Consider the following 20,230-nt stretch of genomic DNA (forward strand, 5'->3'; position numbering starts at 1 on the left):
CCACCAACCGCAGGCGGCCGGGCTTCTCGGTGACCACGAAACGGCCCTCCGGCAGGAAGGCCACGCCCCAGGGGCTCTCAAGACCGGAGGCGACGGTTTCGGCACGCACTTGCGCCATGGCCGCGCCAGCCAAGCCGCAACCGGCGAGCACCACGAGGCTTCCCAGGGAGCGACGAAAGGAGAAATTTCGCAAGTTCATGAAGATTTCCTGAATTTGAGGCCATCTTGACAACAAATGAAACGCACATATCGACTCTTAAGACCACAAAGTCATATCGACCGAGACGTTTACATTCGAATCCTTATGCCGCATAAACGTTCACCGTTACATTTTTTCTTTCGCCGGATCGAAAAAGTTCATGTAAATCAATGGTTTACGCACGCATTCAACAATTCAGATTAAATTGACATAACTGCGCGTCATCAATATCCTACGCGCCATGCGTTTTTTCGTCCTACCCGTATCCCTCCTGTTCGCCGTGGCCGTCCACGCCGCCCCCCCTCAACAGGATCGATCGGATGAGATGGACCGAATCCTTGCCGAACGCGGCCTGGTCGGCCAGTTCCATCAGGTTCGCCAGACCGTCGCAGAGCGCACGTCCGACCTCGTCGTGACCGCCATCGGTTTCCTCGGCGTTCCTTACCGCCGTGGCGGCAACACCGCCGAATCCGGCTTCGACTGCAGCGGCTTCGTCCGCGCCATGTACAACCAGACGGTGGGCCACGTGCTCCCGCGCCGCGCCGAAGAACAGGCCGCCGCCACCGAGAAGATCGACCGCAGCCAGCTCAAGCCCGGCGACCTCGTGTTCTTCAACACCATGCGCCGCACCTTCAGCCACGTCGGCATCTACGTCGGCGAAGGCAAGTTCATCCACTCCCCCCGCTCCGGCGCCCAGGTCCGTGTCGAAGACATGAACGGCAGCTACTGGCAGCGCCGCTTCGACGGCGCCCGCCGGGTGCTCAGCGGCCAGGGCGACGAGGTCAAGGCGGCAGCCATGGGCACCGCCAGCGACTGACTCGGCACACCGAATCCAGGACGAAAAAAATCCCGCCGCGGCGGGATTTTTTGTGGGCGCTCGACAGGCGCCGTAGCGCCTCCAGATCAGGCCGCCTTCTTCGCCGGCGGCAGGTCCGTGCAGGTGCCGTGCGCCACTTCCGCTGCCATGCCGATGCTTTCGCCCAGCGTCGGGTGCGGATGGATGGTCTTGCCGATGTCGATCTCGTCCGCGCCCATCTCGATGGCCAGCGCAATCTCGCCGATCATGTCGCCGGCATGCGTGCCGACGATGCCGCCACCCAGGATGCGGTGCGTCTCGGCGTCGAACAGCAGCTTGGTGAAACCTTCGTCGCGGCCGTTGGCGATGGCGCGGCCCGATGCGGTCCACGGGAAGTGGCCCTTCTTGACCTTGATGCCTTCGGCCTTGGCCTGGTCTTCCGTGAGGCCGACCCATGCCACTTCGGGGTCGGTGTAGGCCACGCTGGGGATCACGCGGGCGTTGAAGGCGGCGCTGGACAGCTCCTTGTCGCCCTTCTGCTCGCCGGCAATGACTTCGGCCGCCACGTGCGCCTCGTGCACCGCCTTGTGCGCCAGCATGGGCTGGCCCACGATGTCGCCGATGGCGAAGATGTGCGGCACGTTGGTGCGCATCTGGATGTCGACCGGAATGAAGCCGCGATCGCTCACCGTGACGCCGGCCTTCTCGGCGCCGATCTTCTTGCCGTTCGGGCTGCGGCCCACGGCCTGCAGCACGAGGTCGTACACCTGCGGTTCCTTCGGCGCGTTCTCGCCCTCGAAGGTGACCTTGATGCCTTCCTTCGTGGCTTCGGCGCCGACCGTCTTGGTCTTGAGCATGATGTTGTCGAAGCGCGGCGCGTTCATCTTCTGCCAGACCTTCACGAGGTCGCGGTCGGCGCCCTGCATGAGGCCGTCGAGCATCTCGACCACATCGAGGCGCGCACCCAGCGTCGAATACACCGTGCCCATTTCGAGGCCGATGATGCCGCCACCCAGCACCAGCATGCGCTTGGGGTCGGTGCCCATCTCGAGCGCGCCGGTCGAGTCGACCACGCGCGGGTCCTTCGGCATGAAGGGCAGGCTCACCGACTGCGAGCCGGCCGCGATGATCGCGTTGCGGAACTTGACGGTCTGCTTCTTGCCGGTGGTGTCCCAGCTCGTGCCGGAGGTCTCTTCGACTTCCAGGTGGTACGGGTCGATGAAGTTGCCCACGCCGCGCAGCACCGTCACCTTGCGCATCTTGGCCATGGCCGTGAGGCCGCCAGTGAGCTTGCCCACCACCTTGTTCTTGTGGCCGAGCAGCTTGGCGCGGTCGACCGTGGGCGCGGCGAAGCTCACGCCCAGGTCGGCGAAGTGCTTCACCTCGTCCATGACGGACGCCACGTGCAGCAGCGCCTTCGAGGGAATGCAGCCGACGTTCAGGCACACGCCGCCGAGGGTGGCGTAGCGTTCGATCAGCACGACCTTCAGGCCGAGGTCGGCCGCGCGGAAGGCGGCCGAGTAGCCGCCGGGGCCGGCGCCCAGCACGACCACGTCGCACTCGACATCGACCTTGCCGCCGTAGCTGGACACCACCACGGACGCTGCCGCGGCAGGGGCCGGTGCGGCCGCCTTGGGCGCTGGCGCAGCAGCTGCGGCCGGTGCGGGTGCCGCCGCAGCCGGCGCGGGCGCGGCGGCCCCGTCGACTTCAAGCGTCAGCACGACCGAGCCTTCCTTGACCTTGTCGCCCACCTTCACGGCCAGCGACTTCACCACGCCGGCGGCCGACGAGGGAATCTCCATCGAGGCCTTGTCCGATTCGACCGTGATGAGCGACTGCTCGGCCTTGACCGTGTCGCCGACGTTGACCAGCACCTCGATCACCGCGACTTCGTCGAAGTCGCCGATGTCCGGCACCTTGATGTGTTGTTCGCTCATTTGGACACTTTCATTTTGAGTGTGAGAACGTCGGCCGGCAGGGCCGAATTGCGATCGAATTCGCAGGCGGCGGCGATGCCCGCCTCCGCCACGTCGCGCGCGTTGCGCGACTTGTTGTCATAGGCCGCGTGCATGGCGCCGAGCGCGAAGCTGCGTCCCGAGCCGATGGCCCAGTACTGCTTGAACTCGAACACCTCGCGGTAGCTGTAGATGCCGTAGATGCCGCTCGGGTTGGCCAGCAGCATCGTGAACTGGCTCGACTCGTAGGGCTCGTGCTCGTCTTCCTTGGTCTGCATGAAGAACGAATCCTTCAGCACCGGATGCAGCTGCGTGAAGGTGTGGAACACCTCGTGCTTGCTGCCGAACTGCAGCGCCTCGCGCGGCTGAGCCGCCAGCGCATGCTGGAGCACCAGCTGGTGCGCGGCGGCGCCCGCCACCGCGAACAGGCTCTGGCCCGCGGCATCCTCGACGGTGAAGATCTTCTGGTTCGCTTCGGCGTTGTGCGACATGCGCGTGTCGCCGAAGGTCACCAGCGAATCGGCCGCCATCGTGACCTGGCCACCCTTTCGGACGGCCACAACCGTGGTCATAGCAGGATGCGACGGTAGTCCGCGAGCACCTGGCCCAGGTAGGCGTTGAAACGCGCAGCCAGAGCGCCATCGATCACGCGGTGGTCATACGACAGCGACAGCGGCAGCGTGAGGCGCGGCACGAACTGCTTGCCGTCCCACACCGGCTTCATCTGGCCCTTGGAGAGGCCGAGGATGGCCACTTCGGGGGCGTTGATGATGGGCGTGAAGTGCGTGCCGCCGATGCCGCCGAGCGAGCTGATCGAGAAGCAGCCGCCCTGCATGTCGGCCGAGCCGAGCTTGCCGTCGCGCGCCTTCTTGGCGAGTTCGCCCATCTCGGCGCTGATCTGCAGGATGCCCTTCTTGTCGGCATCTTTCAGCACCGGCACCACGAGCCCGTTGGGCGTGTCAGCCGCGAAGCCGATGTTGTAGTACTGCTTGTAGACGAGCTGGTCGCCGTCCAGGCTGGTGTTGAAGTCAGGGAATTTCTTCAGCGCCGCGACCACCGCCTTGATCACGAAGGCGAGCATCGTGACCTTGATGCCCGACTTCTCGTTCTCCTTGTTGGTGGAGACGCGGAAGGCCTCGAGCTCGGTGATGTCGGCTTCGTCGTTGTTGGTGACGTGCGGGATCATCACCCAGTTGCGGTGCAGGTTCGCGCCGCTGAGCTTCTTGATGCGCGACAGGTCCTTGCGCTCGACAGTGCCGAACTTCGTGAAGTCGACCTTGGGCCACGGAATGAGGCCCAGCGCCGCGCCGTCGCCACCACCACCGGCCGGCGCCTTGGCCGCCGAGGCCTTGGTGCTGGCCTGGCCGCTCATCACGGCCTTGGTGAAGTTCTGGACGTCTTCCTGCGTGATGCGGCCCTTGAGACCGGAACCCTTGACCTCTTCGAGCGGCACGCCGAGTTCGCGTGCGAACTTGCGCACCGAGGGCGAGGCGTGCGGCAGGCTGCCGGTGGGGGCCGAGGTCGGCTGGTGGGCCGGGGCAGCTGCAGCAGGCGCAGCGGCAGCCGGCGCAGGTGCGCTGGCGGTTGCAGCAGCGGGCGCAGCAGCCGCGGCCTGTGCCGGCGCGGGCGCCGATGCGGGTGCTGCAGCCCCTGCGGCGCCTTCGAGCACCGCGATCAGGTCGCCGATGTTGACGGTGTCGCCGACCTTGACCTTGAGTTCCTTCAACACGCCGGCGGCCGACGACGGGATTTCCATCGACGCCTTGTCCGACTCCACCGTGATCAGCGACTGCTCGGCGGCGATGGTGTCACCCACCTTCACCAGCAGCTCGATGACCGCGACGTCCTTGAAGTCGCCGATGTCCGGCACCTTGACGTCGACCGGGCCCGAGGCTGCCGGTGCGGCTGCGGCGGGCGCAGGCGCTGCAACCGCCGCAGCGGGTGCCGCCGCAGCAGGCGCAGCGGCCGGCGCCGGGGCGGCGGCAGCCGCGCCCTCGGCCTCGACCACCAGCACCACCGAGCCTTCCTTGACCTTGTCGCCCACGGCGACCTTGATTTCCTTGACCACACCGGCCGTGGACGACGGGATTTCCATCGACGCCTTGTCCGATTCGACCGTGATGAGCGACTGTTCGGCCTTGACCGTGTCGCCCACCTTCACGAGCACCTCGATCACCGCGACTTCATCGAAATCGCCGATGTCCGGCACCTTCACTTCCACTGCTGCCATATCGTTGTCTCCCGCCGTCAGGCGCCGTTCGTTCGTTGGTTGTTGATGTTCAAGCGTAAAGCGGGTTGACCTTGTCGACATTGATGCCGTACTTCTTGATCGCTTCCACCACCTTGGCCACCGGCACGGTGCCATCTTCGCTCAGCGCCTTGAGCGCGGCCACGACGATGTAGTGACGATTGATCTCAAAGTGTTCGCGCAGCTTGGCGCGGAAGTCGCTGCGGCCGAAACCGTCGGTGCCCAGCACCTTGTAGTTGCGGCCCTTCGGCACGAACGGACGGATCTGCTCGGCGTACGCCTTCATGTAGTCGGTCGACGCGATCACCGGGCCGGTCGAGGCACCGAGCTGCTCGGCCACGAAGGGCACGCGCGGCGTCTGGTCGGGGTGCAGCAGGTTCCAGCGGTCGGCGTCCTGGCCGTCGCGGGTCAGTTCGTTGAAGCTCGGGCAGCTCCACACCGAAGCCGACACGCCCCACTCCTTCTCGAGCAGTTCCTGCGCGGCAAAGCTCTCGCGCAGGATGGTGCCGCTGCCCAACAGTTGCACGGTCGGTGCTTCCTTGGCGCCCTTGGCGGCCTTGACCACCGGGCCCTGCTTGGACAGGTACATGCCCTTGATGATCTGCTCTTCGGTGCCGGGCTGCAGGCCGGGCATCGCGTAGTTCTCGTTGAGCAGCGTCAGGTAGTAGTAGACGTTGTCCTGCTTCTCGACCATGCGCTTCAAGCCGTGGTGCAGAATCACGCCGACTTCGTGCGCGAAGGTCGGGTCGTAACTCACGCAGTTCGGGATGGTGTTGGCCAGGATGTGGCTGTGACCGTCTTCGTGCTGCAGGCCTTCGCCGTTCAGCGTGGTGCGTCCCGAGGTGCCGCCCAGCAGGAAGCCGCGGGCTTGCATGTCGCCGGCCGCCCAGGCCAGGTCGCCGATGCGCTGGAAACCGAACATCGAGTAGTACACGTAGAACGGCACCATGATGCGGTTGTTCGTGCTGTACGACGTGGCCGCAGCGATCCAGCTGGACATGCCGCCGGCTTCGTTGATGCCCTCTTGCAGGATCTGGCCGGCCTTGTCTTCCTTGTAGTACATGACCTGGTCCTTGTCGACCGGGGTGTACTGCTGACCGTGCGGGTTGTAGATGCCGATCTGGCGGAACAGGCCTTCCATGCCGAAGGTGCGGGCCTCGTCCACCAGGATGGGCACGACGCGCGGGCCCAGGGCCTTGTCGCGCAGCAGCTGCGTGAGGAAGCGCACGTAGGCCTGCGTGGTCGAGATCTCGCGGCCTTCGGCCGTGGGCTCCATCACCGCCTTGAAGGTGTCGAGCGAGGGCACCGTGAAGCTCTCGTCGGCCTTGACGCGGCGGTGCGGCAGGTAACCGCCCAGGGCCTTGCGGCGCTCGTGCAGGTAGCGCATTTCCGGCGTGTCGTCGGCCGGCTTGTAGAACGGCAGCTCGGCGATCTGGCTGTCGGGAATCGGGATGTTGAAGCGGTCGCGGAAGGCCTTGATGTCTTCGTCGCCGAGCTTCTTGGTCTGGTGGACCGTGTTCTTGCCTTCGCCGATCTTGCCCATGCCGAAGCCCTTGACGGTCTTGACGAGCAGCACCGAGGGCTGGCCCTTGTGGTTCTGGGCGGCGTGGAAGGCGGCGTACACCTTCTGCGAATCGTGGCCGCCGCGCTGCAGGTTCCAGACCTCGTCGTCGGTCAGGTGCTCGACCATCTTCAGCGTGCGCGGGTCGCGGCCGAAGAAGTTCTTGCGCACGTAGGCGCCGTCGTTGGCCTTGAACGACTGGTAGTCCCCGTCGTTGCACTCCATCATGATCTTGCGCAGCGCGCCGTCATGGTCCTTCTCGAGCAGCGCGTCCCAGCCCTTGCCCCAGATCAGCTTGATGACGTTCCAGTTGGCGCCGCGGAACTCGCCTTCGAGCTCCTGGATGATCTTGCCGTTGCCGCGCACCGGGCCGTCCAGGCGCTGCAGATTGCAGTTGATGACGAAGATCAGGTTGTCGAGGTTCTCGCGCGCGGCCAGGCCGATGGCGCCGAGCGATTCGACTTCGTCCATTTCGCCGTCGCCGCAGAACACCCAGACCTTGCGGTTCTCGGTGTTGGCGATGCCGCGGGCGTGCAGGTACTTCAGGAAGCGCGCCTGGTAGATCGCCATCAGCGGGCCCAGGCCCATCGACACCGTGGGGAACTGCCAGAACTCGGGCATCAGCTTCGGGTGCGGGTAGCTCGAAAGGCCCTTGCCGTCGACTTCCTGACGGAAGTTGAGCAGCTGGTCTTCGGAGAGGCGGCCTTCCAGGTAGGCGCGGGCATAGATGCCAGGCGACACGTGGCCCTGGATGTACAGCAGGTCGCCGCCGTGGTTTTCGCTCTCGGCGTGCCAGAAGTGGTTGAAGCCGGCGCCGAACATGCTGGCCAGCGAGGCGAAGGAGCCGATGTGGCCGCCCAGGTCACCGCCTTCGGGCGGGTGGATGCGGTTGGCCTTGACCACCATGGCCATGGCGTTCCAGCGCATGTAGGCGCGCAGGCGCTGTTCGATCTCGAGGTTGCCGGGGCTGCGGGCTTCCACGCCCGGCTCGATGGTGTTCACGTAGCCGGTGTTGGCCGAGAACGGCATGTCGACGCTGTTCTGGCGCGCATGTTCGAGCAGTTGTTCGAGCAGGAAGTGCGCCCGCTCGGGCCCTTCGCTCTGGATGACGGAAGACAGTGCATCCATCCATTCACGCGTCTCCTGGGCGTCCGCATCGTTTGCGGCCGAGCCGAACAGGTTCTCGGGATTTGCCGACATGCTTGTCTCTCCTTTTAGGGCTGTGGCTGTAATTTAGTGCGCTGGGCACCGAGCGCGCCGGAGTTTCGCATAGAAGTTTCCCTATTTCAAATAGTGCTTGTTGATTTCTTATTATGAAATATCAAGGAGGCACGTCCCCGGCAGGGCCTCTTGCCCGGGAGGGCCATCCCCTAAACTCCGCCCATGCCTCTCTCCTCCCCGCTCGCGGTTGCCCGCAGTGCCGTCAAAGCCTCGCCGCTGTCCTGGTGGCGCACGTGGTGGCGCAAGCAGACACCCGTGCTGCAGGACGCCGTCGCAATGCTCGCGCCGATGGCGGCCGTGCTGCTGTTTCTCGCGGCCATCGTGTCGGCGTTCTGGTACCTGCGCTCCGAAGAAGTCGAGCGCGAGCAGGAGTCGGTGCGGCGCGATGTCGAGTACGCGCAACAGCGCATGCGCCTGCGCCTGCTGGAGCGGCAGGAACAGCTGATGCGCATCGCGCGCGATGCCTCCAACCGCGAGATCGATCCGGTCGAGTTCACGAGCCGCGCCGAGTCGCTCGTGAGCCAGTTCCCCGAGCTGCAGACCATCAGCTGGATCGACGACCGCCGCCGCTTCAAGGCCGGCTATGCCGCACCCAGCGTGCATCCGGCGCAACAGCACCTGATCGGCGACGTGCTGCGCCCCGGCGACATCGAAAGCAACTACGCGCTGGCGCGCGAGCTGCGCCAGCCGGTGTACTCGCAGCCCGTGGCCGGCGGCGAACCGGCCGCGATGCTGCAGCTGCACATTCCGCTGTTCGACCAGGGCCTGTTCGCCGGCGTCGTGCTCGGCGAGTTCTCCATCGACGGCCTGCTGCGCTACGGCATGCCTTCCGAGGTGCAGGCGCGCTATGCCGTGTCGCTGCTCGACGCCAAGGGCAACGTCATCGCCGGCAACACCACGCCGCTGAAGAACAGCGGCACTCGCCTGCTGCCCTGGACCGAAGCCACCAACGAATACGAAGTGCCGGTGTCGCCCGTGGGCAATGCGCTGATGCTGCGCGCGCAGGCCTACCGCACCTCGCAGGGCGTGGTGGGCAACGGCCTCTTCTGGCTCGTGTGCGCCCTCAGCGTGATGACCAGCTGGATGCTGATCGGCACCTGGCGCCACACGCGCCGCCGCCTGCAGGCGCAGCAGCGGCTGGTCGCCGAGACCAACTTCCGCCGCGCGATGGAAAACTCCATGCTCACCGGCATGCGCGTGCTCGACCTGCAAGGCCGCATCACCTACGTGAACGCCGCGTTCTGCGCCATGACGGGCTGGAGCGAAGACGAGCTCGTCGGCCAGACGCCGCCCTTCCCCTACTGGCTCGAATCCGACCGCGAGGTGATGAACGAGCGCCTCGAAGAAGAACTGCACGGCCGCGCCCTGCCCGGCGGCTTCCAGGTGCGCGTGAAGCGCAAGAACGGCAGCGTGTTCAACGCCCGCCTGTACGTGTCGCCGCTGATCGACGCGCGCGGCCACCAGACCGGCTGGATGACGTCGATGACCGACATCACCGAGCCGACGCGCATCCGCGAGCAGCTGTCCGCCTCGTACGAACGCTTCACCACCGTGCTCGAGGCGCTCGACGCCGCCGTGTCGGTGGCGCCCATCGGCAGCGAAGAACTGCTGTTCGCCAACAAGCTGTACCGACTGTGGTTCGGCTCCGACACCGTGGGCCACCTGGGCATGGTGGCGCAGGCCGGCGTGCCGCCGTCGAACGCGCACGACGAAGGCCTGGACGACGTCGACCCCTACGCCGGCCTGCCCATCGACACCCTCACCGCCGCCCAGACCGCGAACAACGAGATCTTCGTGCCGCACCTAGGCAAGTGGCTCGAGGTGCGCTCGCGCTACCTGACCTGGGTCGACGGCCGCCTGGCGCAGCTGGTGATCGCCACCGACATCACGCCGCGCCGCGACGCCGAAGAGCAGGCCGCCGCGCAGGCCGACAAGGCCCAGGCCGCGAGCCGCCTGATCACCATGGGCGAAATGGCCTCCAGCGTGGCGCACGAGCTCAACCAGCCGCTCACGGCCATCGCCAACTACTGCAACGGGATGATGTCGCGCATCAAGGGGCAGACGATCGACAACGACGCCCTGCTCGCCGCGCTCGAAAAAACCTCGAAGCAGGCGCAGCGCGCGGGCCAGATCATCCAGCGCATCCGCTCCTTTGTGAAGCGCAGCGAACCCAACCGCACGCCGGCTGACGTCGCCACCATGGTGAGCGAGGCGGTCGAACTCGCGGGCATCGAACTGCGCCGGCGCAACGTGCGCCTGAACCACTACGTGGCCGCGCGGCTGCCGGTGGTGCGCGTCGACCCGATCCTCATCGAGCAGGTGATGGTCAATCTGCTGAAGAACGCGGCCGAATCCATCGACATCGCCGACCGCCCGCTGGCGCGCCGCAGCGTCGAGTTGCGCGTACTGCCCAAGGTGATCGAGGGGCACAATGCCATCGAGTTCTCGGTGCAGGACACGGGCAAGGGCCTCTCGCCCGAGGTCATGGACCGGCTCTACGAGGCCTTCTTCTCCACCAAGCCCGAGGGCATGGGCATCGGGCTCAACCTGTGCCGCACCATCGTCGAGTCGCACCGCGGCCGGATGCAGGCGGAGAACATCTACAATGGCCCGGATGTGATCGGATGCCGTTTTTCCTTCTGGATTCCGGTGTTGGACGCTATCAGTTCCGTAGCAAGCGACGAGGCAAAGGTACCTGCATGAGTTTGATTCCGAAGAAGGGCACGGTCTATGTCGTCGATGACGACGAAGCCGTACGCGATTCGCTGCAATGGCTGCTCGAAGGCAAGGACTACAGAGTCCGCTGTTTCGAGTCCGCCGAATCCTTTCTCTCCCGATACGACCCGCGCGAAGTCGCCTGTCTGATCGTCGATATCCGCATGGCCGGCATGACCGGCCTCGAATTGCAGGATCGGCTGATCGAACGGCGTTCTCCGTTGCCGATCGTGGTCATCACCGGCCACGGCGACGTGCCGATGGCGGTCGACAGCATGAAGAAGGGCGCGATGGATTTCATCCAGAAGCCCTTCAACGACGAAGAGCTGGTGTCGCTGGTCGAGCGCATGCTCGAACACGCACGCGGCGCCTTCACGCAGCACCAGCAGTCGGCCAGCCGCGACGCGCTGCTGTCCAAGCTCACCGGCCGCGAGGCGCAGGTGCTCGAGCGCATCGTCGCCGGCCGCCTGAACAAGCAGATCGCCGACGACCTGGGCATCAGCATCAAGACGGTGGAGGCGCACCGCGCCAACATCATGGAAAAGCTCAACGCCAACACCGTGGCCGATCTGCTCAAGATCGCGCTCGGGCAAGCGGCCCCAGCCGCCAAGGCCTCCTGAGCTGCAGCTATCCCTGCGATAGCCACGCACCTTCCCCACGCCTGCGCAAGCGGGCGTTTTTACTTGGAAAATCAAAACCGATGACCGCCCAACTGATCGACGGCAACGCCCTCGCCAAAACCATCCGCGCCGAGGTGTCCGGCCGCACCGCTGCGCTGAAGGCCCGCGGCGTGAACCCGGCCCTGTCCATCATCCTGGTGGGCAGCGATCCGGCGAGCCAGGTCTACACCAAGCACAAGGTCAACGACAGCACCGAGACCGGCCTCTCGGCCACGCTCGAGACCTACCCCGCCGACCTGAGCGAAGCCGACCTGCTGGCGCGCATCCGCGCCCTCAACGACGACCCCAAGGTGCACGGCATCCTGGTGCAGCTGCCACTGCCCAAGCACATGGACAGCCAGAAGGTCATCGAGACCATCTCGCCCGCCAAGGACGTCGACGGCTTCCACGTGGCCAGCGCCGGCGCGCTGATGACCGGTGCCCCGGGCTTCTGGCCCTGCACGCCGCACGGCTGCATGAAGATGCTCGAATCGATCGGCTATGACCTGCGCGGCAAGCACGCCGTGGTCATCGGCCGCAGCAACATCGTCGGCAAGCCCATGGCCATGATGCTGCTGGCCAAGAGCGCCACCGTGACCGTCTGCCACAGCGCCACGAAAGACCTGGGAGCCCTCACGCGCCAGGCCGACGTGGTCGTCGCCGCCGTGGGCAAGCTCGACCTGCTGACCGCCGACATGGTGAAGCCCGGCGCGGTCGTCATCGACGTGGGCATGAACCGCAAGGCCGACGGCAAGCTGGCCGGCGACGTCGATTTCGACGGTGTGAAGGAAGTGGCCGGCTGGATCACCCCCGTGCCCGGCGGCGTCGGCCCCATGACGCGCGCGATGCTTCTGGTCAACACCCTTGAAGCGGCCGAACGCGCCGCAAGATAAGAACCATCCCGTTGTTGGCTCACTGCGTGTAGCCGCCTCCCCCTCAAGGGGCACCACCGGCGGCCCGGCAAAGCCGGTTCCGCGGTGGTTCCCGAAATGGCTTCGCTACGCTCGCCCAGGATCTTTCACATGACCAATCCGCTCCTCGACTTCACCGACCTCCCCCTGTTCGACCGCATCAAGCCCGAACACGTGTCGCCCGCGGTCGACGCGCTGCTGGCCGATGCCGAGGCCGCGCTGCAGACGGTGACGGCGCCCGAATTCCCGGCCGACTGGATCGCGATCTCCAAGGTGCTCGACGTGGCCTCCGAACGTTTCAGCCGCGCCTGGGGCGCCGTGGGCCACCTCAATGCCGTGGTCGACACGCCCGAGCTGCGCGCCGCCTACAACGAGGCCATGCCGCGCGTCACCGCCTTCTGGACGCGCCTGGGTTCCGACGAGCGCCTGTACGCCAAGTACAAGGCCATCGACCCGGCCACGCTCAACCCCGAGCAGCGCCAGGCGCACAAGAACGCCGTGCGCAACTTCGTGCTCGGCGGCGCCGAGCTGCAGGGCGAGGCCAAGCAGCGCTTTGCCGACATCCAGGAACGCCAGGCCGAGCTGAGCCAGAAGTTCAGCGAGAACGCCCTCGACGCCACCGACGCCTTCGCGCACTACGCGCAGCTGGGTGAACTCGACGGCGTGCCCGAAGACGTGGTGAGCGCCGCGCGCGCGGCCGCCGAGGCCGAAGGCAAGAAGGGCTACAAGCTCACGCTCAAGATGCCGTGCTACCTGCCGGTGATGCAGTTCGCCAAGAGCAGCGCACTGCGCGAAACCCTGTACCGCGCCTACGTCACGCGCGCCAGCGAACTCGGCGATCCGAAGTTCGACAACACCACGCTCATCACCGAGATCCTCGCGCTGCGCGAGGAAGAATCGAAGCTGCTGGGCTACAAGAACTTCGGCGAACTCTCGGTCGTGCCCAAGATGGCCGAATCGCCCGAGCAGGTCGTCAAGTTCCTGCGCGACCTCGCCGCCAAGGCCAAGCCCTACGGCGAGCGCGACCTGGCCGACCTGCGCGCCTTCGCGGCCGAACAGCTGAACCTCCTCGACCCACAGGCCTGGGACTGGACCTACGTCGGCGAGAAGCTCAAGGAAGCGCGCTACGCCTTCAGCGAGCAGGAGGTGAAGCAGTACTTCCCCGCCCCCAAGGTGATGGCCGGCCTGTTCAAGATCGTCGAGACGCTGTTCGAGGTGTCGATCCGCCGCGACAACGCGCCCACCTGGCACCCGAGCGTCGAGTTCTACCGCATCGAGCGCGCCGGCCAGAAGGTCGGCCAGTTCTACCTCGACCCCTCCGCCCGCGCCGCCAAGCGCGGCGGTGCCTGGATGGACGACGTGCGCGCCCGCTGGCTGCGCCCCGACGACGGCGTGCTGCAGACGCCGGTCGCGCAGCTGGTGTGCAACTTCGCCAGCGGCGTCGACGGCAAGCCGCCACTGCTCACGCACGACGACGTGACCACCCTCTTCCACGAGTTCGGCCACGGCCTGCACCACATGCTCACGCAGGTGAACGAGCGCGACGTGTCGGGCATCAGCGGCGTCGAGTGGGACGCGGTCGAGCTGCCGAGCCAGTTCATGGAAAACTTCTGCTGGGAGTGGGACGTGCTCGCCCACATGACGGCCCACGTCGACACCGGCGAGCCGCTGCCGCGCGCGCTCTTCGACAAGATGACCGCCGCCAAGAACTTCCAGAGCGGGCTGCAGACGCTGCGCCAGATCGAGTTCTCGCTGTTCGACATGCTGCTGCACACCGAGCACCAGGCCGCCGCCGCCGCACCGGGCGCCGTGATGGCGCTGCTCGGTCAGGTGCGCGCCGAAGTGGCCGTGATGCCCTCGCCGCCCTTCAGCCGCACGCCGAACACCTTCAGCCACATCTTCTCGGGCGGCTACGCGGCCGGCTACTACAGCTACAAGTGGGCCGAGGTGCTGAGCGCCGACGCCTACGCGGCCTTCGAGGAAACCGTGGGCGCCGACGGCGAGCCCAACATCGAGACCGGCCGCCGATACCGTCAGGCCATCCTGGAGGCCGGCGGCAGCCGCAGCGCCATGGATTCGTTCAAGGCCTTCCGGGGCCGCGAGCCGCAGCTTGATGCGCTGCTGCGACATCAGGGCATGGCCCAGGCCCAGCCCGCTTGATACGGCGCTGAAGCTTGCGATACTCGGGAGATATGTATCCGACTTTTTACAAACTCCCGATGCGCGGCCTGATCGGCCTGGTCCTCGTGTTGTCGACCGCCAGCGTGCTGGCGCAGACGGTCTACCGCCAGGTCGACAAGAACGGCAAGGTCACGTTCTCGGACCAGCCCCCTGTCGTCACCAACGCACCGACGGGCGGGCCCCAGCCGGCCGGCGTCAACGCGCCGACGAACAGCGGGCTTCCCTACGAACTGCGCCAGGTGGCACAGCGCTACCCCGTCACGCTGTACAGCGGCGAAGGCTGCGGCCCCTGCAACGAAGCGCGCACGCTGCTCACCACGCGCGGCATTCCCTTCGAGGAACGCACCATCAAGAGCAACGAGGACGTCGACGCCCTTCAGCGCCTGAGCGGACAGAACGCGCTGCCGCTGCTGACCGTCGGGTCGCAGCAGCTCAAGGGCTTCTCGGACGTGGAATGGTCGCGCTACCTCGACGCGGCCGGCTATCCCAAGAGCAACAGCCTGCCCCCGGGCTACCGCCCGCCCGCAGCGCGCCCGCTCGTCGCGCAGCAGGCACCGGCGGCGGCCGCACCCCGTGCGACCGACACGCCCCTGCAGCCGCCGAACCCCGCGCCGGCACCGCCCTCGAACGCACCGGGCCCGAACAACCCGGCCGGCATCAAGTTCTAGAGACGACGGGGGCCTCGCCCCCGTGCTGCATCGCCGCCGCTCAGCCGGCGAACTGCAACGTCTTCACGCCCGACGCCGTGCCCAGCAGGCACACGTCGGCCTTCTGGTGGGCGAAGACCCCCACCGTCACCACGCCGGGCCATTGGCTCACTTCGGATTCGAAGGCGCGCGGGTCGGTGATCCGCAGGCCGGTGACGTCGACGATGTGCTGGCCGTTGTCGGTCACCAGCGGCAGGCCGTCTTTCTCGCGCACCTGGGCGATGCCGCCCAGGCCGGCGAACTGACGCATCACGCGGCGCGCGGCCATCGGAATCACTTCCACCGGCAGCGGAAACGCGCCGAGCGTCTCGACCAGCTTGGAGGCGTCGGCAATGCAGACAAAGCGCTTGGACTGCGCCGCGACGATCTTCTCGCGCGTGAGCGCCGCGCCGCCGCCCTTCACCATGAAGCCCCGGTGGTCGATCTCGTCGGCGCCGTCGATGTAGACGGCCAGCTCTTCCACCTCGTTGCTGTCGAACACCGGGATGCCCAGTGCGCGCAGGCGCTCGGTGGACGCGACCGAACTGGAGACGGCGCCCTTGATCTCGTCCTTGATCGTGGCCAGCGCGTCGATGAACTTGTTGACCGTGGAGCCGGTGCCCACGCCGACGATCTCGCCCTTGACCACGTAGGCCAGCGCGGCAAGGCCGACCTGGGCCTTGAGTTCATCCTGGGAAAGAGGGGTTGGGGAGGCGGGTGCGGTCATCGCGGAGAATCCTTGGCTCATTGAAGTCGAGAATTATCCGATGCCCCTGCTGTTGCCCTCTTCGCTCTATGGCCTGGCCCGCCCTTTTCTGTTCGGTTTCGACCCCGAGCACGCCCATGAAATCACCCTCGACGGGCTGGCCCGCACCCAGAACACGCCATTGGCCTGCGCCTACGCGGCGACGCGCGTCGAAGACCCGATCCAGCTCGCGGGCCTGAATTTCCCCAACCGCGTCGGCCTGGCCGCCGGGCTGGACAAGAACGCCCGCTGCATCGACGCCTTCGCGGCCATGGGCTTCGGTTTCGTCGAGGTCGGCACGGTCACGCCCAAGGGCCAGCCCGGCAACCCGAAGCCGCGCATGTTCCGCCTGCCACAGCGCGATGCGCTGATCAACCGCCTGGGCTTCAACAACGAAGGGCTCGACGCCTTCCTGGCCAACGTGCAGAAGGCGCGCTTTCGCAAGCAGGCCAGCGCCAGCAAGTCGCCGATGCTGCTGGGCCTGAACATCGGCAAGAACGCAGCCACGCCGATCGAGCGCGCGGTGGACGACTACCTGGCCTGCCTGGACGGCGTCTACCCGCACGCGGACTACGTGACGATCAACATCTCCAGCCCCAACACGGCCAACCTGCGCTCGCTGCAGAGCGACGAAGCGCTCGACGCCCTGCTGGGCGCCGTGGCCGAGCGGCGCGAAGCGCTGGCCACGCGCCACGGCAAGCGCGCGCCTCTGTTCGTGAAGATTGCACCCGACCTCGACGACGCCCAGGTCGCGGTGATTGCCGCCACGTTGCAACGCCACGGCATGGACGGCGTGATCGCCACCAACACCACGCTCGCACGCGACGCGGTGGCCGGCCTGCCGCACGCACAGGAAGCCGGCGGCCTTTCGGGCGCGCCGGTGCGCGAAGCCAGCAACCGCGTCATCGAGCAACTGCGCGCGGCGCTGGGCAAGGACTTTCCGATCATCGGGGTGGGCGGCATCCTGAGTGCGGCCGATGCCAAGGCCAAGATCGCCGCGGGAGCGGACGTGGTGCAGATCTACACCGGCCTGATCTATCGCGGCCCCGGGCTGGTCCGCGAAACAGCCCAGGCGCTGCAGCAGGATCGCCGCAAGGCCTGAGTCCGTTCTTCTTGCTGCCGGTCGCTCAGCGCATGCGCCAGAGCACCGGTGCAATGACCGTGGCCCAGCGCAGCAGCCGCTTCGGACGGATCACCGCCACAGCAGCGGCAGCGACCACCCCGGCGGCCACCGGGTGTTCGCGCGCAATGCGCAACGCGGTTGCCGCGGCCGATTCATTGACGGGCTCGCCCGAGGCCGGCTGCGTCTCGCGACCGCCCTGCAGGGTGGCGATGCGCTCGCGCTGGCGGTCCATGCGGGCCAGCAGCTCTTCACGCGTGGCGGGGCGCGGCGGACGCGGCGCTTCGTCGTCCAGCTCCGGGTCCTTGCCGAGGTTGAAGCGGTCCTGGACCCAGGCCCAGTCGCGCTCGAACTCCTGAAAGGTCGGAACGAAGCTGTTGGAGGCATTGCTCAGGCTGCGCATCAGGCCGACGACGGCCGCCAGCCACAGCACCGCCCAGACACCGGCCACCACCCAGGCGGCGGTGACGCGGTACGGCGTGTCCCAGTAATGCACGACCACCGCCATCGAGAGCAGCGCCACCGCGACGGTGGTCAGCCCCAGCACGGCGACGACCAGGACGAGGGTCAGCTTCAGCCGCTGCTTCTCGTCCTCCCAGGCCATGCGCAGCAACTGCACCCGGTCCTCGGCCGCCAGCGCACCTTCGGCGGCGGCGATGCGCAACCGGCGGATGCGGGCATCGAGCCCGAACAGGGACAGCAGTCTCATGCGCCGCCTCCGCCCTCACCGGCCACAGCGTGGCGACGGCGAACGAAGGGACGGCGGTGCGCGCTCGGGCCGGTGCAGTGACGCTCAGCGGCGGCCAAGCAACAGGCCCACCAGCACGCCGACGGCCAGTGCGGCGCCGGCAACCTGCCAAGGTTCGTCGTGGGCGTAGGTGTTGGTGGCGGTGGCCGCCTGGCGCGCCTTCTTGGCGGCCAGCTTGCTCTTTTCGGAAGCCAGCTCGCGCGCGATGGCGAGCTTGGTGTCGATGCGTTGGCGCAGCGCCTTGATGTGGGGAACCGAATCCAGGTCCTTGCTGGCCAGCACGCCGCGCACGTCGCTTGCGATGTCTTCGGCTGCTGCTTCAAGATTGTTGGATGCACTCATTGGAATCTTTCCTCCGTGATGACACCGGCACCGCGCCGGCGGCTTCACGCCAGCATATGGCGTGCTGTCATGTTACAGGCTCGAAAGCCCCTCATGCGCGACAGATGTGCTCAGTTGTGCCCGAGTGCATGCATCAGGCGTCGGCGAGCAGGTCCGCCACGTGCCGTCCGATGGCCAGGCAACTGGTGAGTCCGGGCGACTCGATGCCGAAGAGATGGACCAGCCCCGACACCCCATGCGACGCCGGCCCCGCGATCACGAAATCGGCCGCGGGCTCCTCCGGCCCCGAGATCTTCGGACGCATGCCGGCATAGCCCGGGATCAACGCGCCGTCGGGCAACGCCGGCCAGTACCGGCGCACCTCGTCGTAGAAGCGTTCACCGCGTGCGGGATCGACCACGAGGTCGTCGGCCGTCTCGACCCACTGCACGTCGGGCCCGAACTTGGCCTGCCCGCCGAGGTCGAGCGTCAGGTGCACGCCGAGCCCGCCCGGCTCCGGCACGGGATAGATGAGCCGGCCGAACGGCGCGCGGCCCGCGAGCGTGAAGTAGCTGCCCTTGGCGAAGTGCTCGCGCGGCACCACCGACGCCGGCATGCCTTCGAAGCGGCGCGCCAGCGCCGGCGCACCCAGCCCCGCGGCATTGACCACGGTGCGGCAACGCAGGGCCGTGCCGTCGGCGGCGATCAGCACGACGGCCCCATCCACGCATTCGGCGCGTTCGATGGGCGACTTGAGCGCCAGCATGCCGCCCGCGTTCTCGAGGTCGCCGAGCAGGCCCAGCATCAGCGCGTGGCTGTCGACGATGCCCGTGCTCGGCGAATGCAGCGCCGCCACGCAATGCAGCTGCGGCTCCATCGCGTTGGCCTGCTGCGCGGTGAGCAGCACCAAGTCGCCCACGCCGTTGGCCGCGGCCTTGGCGCGGATCGCGTCGAGCTGCCCCACCTGTTCGGCCGAGGTCGCCACGATGAGCTTGCCGCAACGGCTGTGCGGCACGCCGCGCGCCTGCGCGTAGCTGTACAGCGCGTCGCGTCCTTCCACGCACAGCGTCGCTTTCAACGATCCCTGCGGGTAGTAGATGCCCGCGTGGATCACCTCGCTGTTGCGGGAACTCGTTCCCGTGCCGATGGCCCCTTCGGACTCCAGCACCAGCACCTCCCGGCCCGCGAGCGCCAATGCGCGCGCCACGGCCAGACCCACCACGCCGGCACCGATGACGGCGCAATCGATTTCATCCATCGCGCGAGCTTAGCGCGGCGCGACGGGCGCTCTGCCTATCTCGCGCTCGGCGGCGGCTCGGGGTCGGTGGGCTCGTCGGGCGCGTGCTCCGGCCCTTCGTCGGGCTCGACCGGCAGGTCGGGCGTGATCGGAGACGGAAGATCGGGTTGGGTGGCCATGGCTGCACTCCTTCGTTCCATCTCGTCGTTCTAGCGCGCTTTCACGCGCCTGCAAGCGGCCCGTGGCGGAAGGCGTCGTCGGTGCGCACCGACAACAGGCCTTCGCCCAGGCGTTCCAGCAACAGGGCCACGCACGCTGCTGTGTCCTCGCCCCTCCCACACCACACAGGGAGGATCACAGTGGACGATGCATGGCAGGGCCAGTCTAGGCATCGCCGCGCCTTCGCACATGAGCGAAGCGCCCTTTGGTGAGGGAGCCATGCGCCCTGCCCGGCGTGCATGCGAGCGTGACAAAGCGCCTGCCTGGGACCGGGTACCTGGCGCGGCCCCCACGATCCGCCGGTCGCGTCGAGAAAAACGCCGTCCGTCCGGCCTGAAAACCCGTGCCCGCAAAGCATTCGCGCCGCGGTCCGGCGGTGAATTGCGGACGAAATGACGGGCCCGCTGCATCGATGCCCGGACCCGGTTCGGGCCTTCCGGCCGGCGCGACAGAAATCAGCCGGGATCAATGCCGGTACCCATGGCGCGACCGCCTTTCCGAAATTTGCCGGCGATTGTCGCAATGCATCCCCGCGCTCCGTGCGCTGACAGAGGGGAAAGTACCTCGACCCCCATTGCTCTCTATTTCATTAAAACAATGGACATCATTTGAATTTCAATGATCACCAAGAACCACGAAAAAAATTGCAACCCAGGCACCAAAAATCAGATGACAAGTAACATTTTTCATTAGATCTTTTAGGCCCTT

General features: G+C 66.8%; 17 protein-coding genes. 7 read left to right on the forward strand and 10 right to left on the reverse strand.

The features are described from left to right. The coding region (locus AC07Y4_RS22545) for a PQQ-dependent sugar dehydrogenase (protein ID WP_495275146.1) at positions 1-199 on the reverse strand (199 nt) is incomplete at its 3' end. Positions 200-440: 241 nt separating this feature from the next. On the opposite strand from AC07Y4_RS22545, the gene AC07Y4_RS22550 reads away from it, so the two are divergent. Continuing rightward, the gene (locus AC07Y4_RS22550) at positions 441-1,016 is read left to right on the forward strand and encodes a C40 family peptidase (RefSeq protein ID WP_062480809.1); all 576 of its coding nucleotides are present in this window, start codon (positions 441-443) and stop codon (positions 1,014-1,016) included. An 86-nt stretch (positions 1,017-1,102) separates the two neighbouring features. Here AC07Y4_RS22550 and lpdA read toward each other — a convergent pair whose 3' ends face one another. The 4 genes from lpdA to aceE are packed head-to-tail and all read right to left on the reverse strand — an operon-like array spanning position 1,103 to position 7,959. Beyond that, positions 1,103-2,932, reverse strand: a complete 1,830-nt coding sequence (gene lpdA / locus AC07Y4_RS22555) for a dihydrolipoyl dehydrogenase (protein ID WP_495275147.1) — start codon at positions 2,930-2,932, stop codon at positions 1,103-1,105. Beyond that, entirely contained in the window at positions 2,929-3,522 is a 594-nt protein-coding gene (locus AC07Y4_RS22560) for an MFS transporter (RefSeq protein ID WP_495275148.1), read from the reverse strand. Before AC07Y4_RS22560 ends, lpdA begins: the two co-directional genes overlap by 4 nt. Further along, positions 3,519-5,180, reverse strand: a complete 1,662-nt coding sequence (gene aceF / locus AC07Y4_RS22565; RefSeq protein WP_495275149.1) for a dihydrolipoyllysine-residue acetyltransferase — start codon at positions 5,178-5,180, stop codon at positions 3,519-3,521. Before aceF ends, AC07Y4_RS22560 begins: the two co-directional genes overlap by 4 nt. A gap of 49 nt (positions 5,181-5,229) precedes the next feature. Continuing rightward, positions 5,230-7,959, reverse strand: a complete 2,730-nt coding sequence (gene aceE, locus AC07Y4_RS22570; protein WP_062479935.1) for a pyruvate dehydrogenase (acetyl-transferring), homodimeric type — start codon at positions 7,957-7,959, stop codon at positions 5,230-5,232. Positions 7,960-8,142: 183 nt separating this feature from the next. Here aceE and AC07Y4_RS22575 point away from each other — a divergent pair, with 183 nt between their 5' ends. From AC07Y4_RS22575 to AC07Y4_RS22595, 5 genes are all read left to right on the forward strand, one after another. Continuing rightward, on the forward strand, positions 8,143-10,683 hold the full coding sequence (locus tag AC07Y4_RS22575) for a PAS domain-containing sensor histidine kinase (RefSeq protein ID WP_062479933.1): 2,541 nt from the start codon (positions 8,143-8,145) through the stop codon (positions 10,681-10,683). Beyond that, entirely contained in the window at positions 10,680-11,315 is a 636-nt protein-coding gene (locus AC07Y4_RS22580; protein WP_056580071.1) for a response regulator transcription factor, read from the forward strand. The genes AC07Y4_RS22575 and AC07Y4_RS22580 overlap by 4 nt, the downstream gene beginning before the upstream one ends. An 80-nt stretch (positions 11,316-11,395) precedes the next feature. Beyond that, positions 11,396-12,247: a bifunctional methylenetetrahydrofolate dehydrogenase/methenyltetrahydrofolate cyclohydrolase FolD gene (folD, locus tag AC07Y4_RS22585; protein ID WP_493192071.1), complete on the forward strand. Its 852-nt coding sequence runs from the start codon at positions 11,396-11,398 to the stop codon at positions 12,245-12,247. Between the two features lie 129 nt (positions 12,248-12,376). After that, a complete protein-coding gene (locus AC07Y4_RS22590; RefSeq protein ID WP_495275150.1) occupies positions 12,377-14,425 on the forward strand; it encodes a M3 family metallopeptidase in 2,049 nt (682 codons plus the stop codon). 59 nt (positions 14,426-14,484) lie between these two features. Beyond that, positions 14,485-15,114, forward strand: a complete 630-nt coding sequence (locus AC07Y4_RS22595) for a glutaredoxin family protein (RefSeq protein ID WP_495275151.1) — start codon at positions 14,485-14,487, stop codon at positions 15,112-15,114. Positions 15,115-15,154: 40 nt separating this feature from the next. Here the strand turns inward: AC07Y4_RS22595 and rpiA are convergent, their stop codons facing one another. After that, positions 15,155-15,859: a ribose-5-phosphate isomerase RpiA gene (gene rpiA, locus AC07Y4_RS22600; RefSeq protein ID WP_062479923.1), complete on the reverse strand. Its 705-nt coding sequence runs from the start codon at positions 15,857-15,859 to the stop codon at positions 15,155-15,157. A 40-nt stretch (positions 15,860-15,899) separates the two neighbouring features. On the opposite strand from rpiA, the gene AC07Y4_RS22605 reads away from it, so the two are divergent. After that, positions 15,900-16,979 (forward strand): quinone-dependent dihydroorotate dehydrogenase, encoded by a 1,080-nt coding sequence (locus tag AC07Y4_RS22605; protein ID WP_495275152.1) that lies wholly within the window; start codon positions 15,900-15,902, stop codon positions 16,977-16,979. A 25-nt stretch (positions 16,980-17,004) separates the two neighbouring features. On the opposite strand, the gene AC07Y4_RS22610 is transcribed toward AC07Y4_RS22605, so the two are convergent. From AC07Y4_RS22610 to AC07Y4_RS22625, 4 genes are all read right to left on the reverse strand, one after another. Continuing rightward, complete coding sequence (locus AC07Y4_RS22610; protein ID WP_495275153.1) at positions 17,005-17,706, reverse strand: phage holin family protein; 702 nt, start codon at positions 17,704-17,706, stop codon at positions 17,005-17,007. Between the two features lie 84 nt (positions 17,707-17,790). Further along, positions 17,791-18,087 (reverse strand): glycine zipper domain-containing protein, encoded by a 297-nt coding sequence (locus AC07Y4_RS22615; protein WP_056580064.1) that lies wholly within the window; start codon positions 18,085-18,087, stop codon positions 17,791-17,793. Between the two features lie 133 nt (positions 18,088-18,220). Next, the gene (locus tag AC07Y4_RS22620) at positions 18,221-19,324 is read right to left on the reverse strand and encodes an NAD(P)/FAD-dependent oxidoreductase (RefSeq protein ID WP_495275154.1); all 1,104 of its coding nucleotides are present in this window, start codon (positions 19,322-19,324) and stop codon (positions 18,221-18,223) included. A gap of 35 nt (positions 19,325-19,359) precedes the next feature. Further along, positions 19,360-19,482 (reverse strand): hypothetical protein, encoded by a 123-nt coding sequence (locus tag AC07Y4_RS22625; protein ID WP_062479916.1) that lies wholly within the window; start codon positions 19,480-19,482, stop codon positions 19,360-19,362. Positions 19,483-20,230: the final 748 nt, after the last annotated feature.

It is taken from the genome of Variovorax sp. GW460-12-1-14-LB1 (assembly GCF_059423605.1).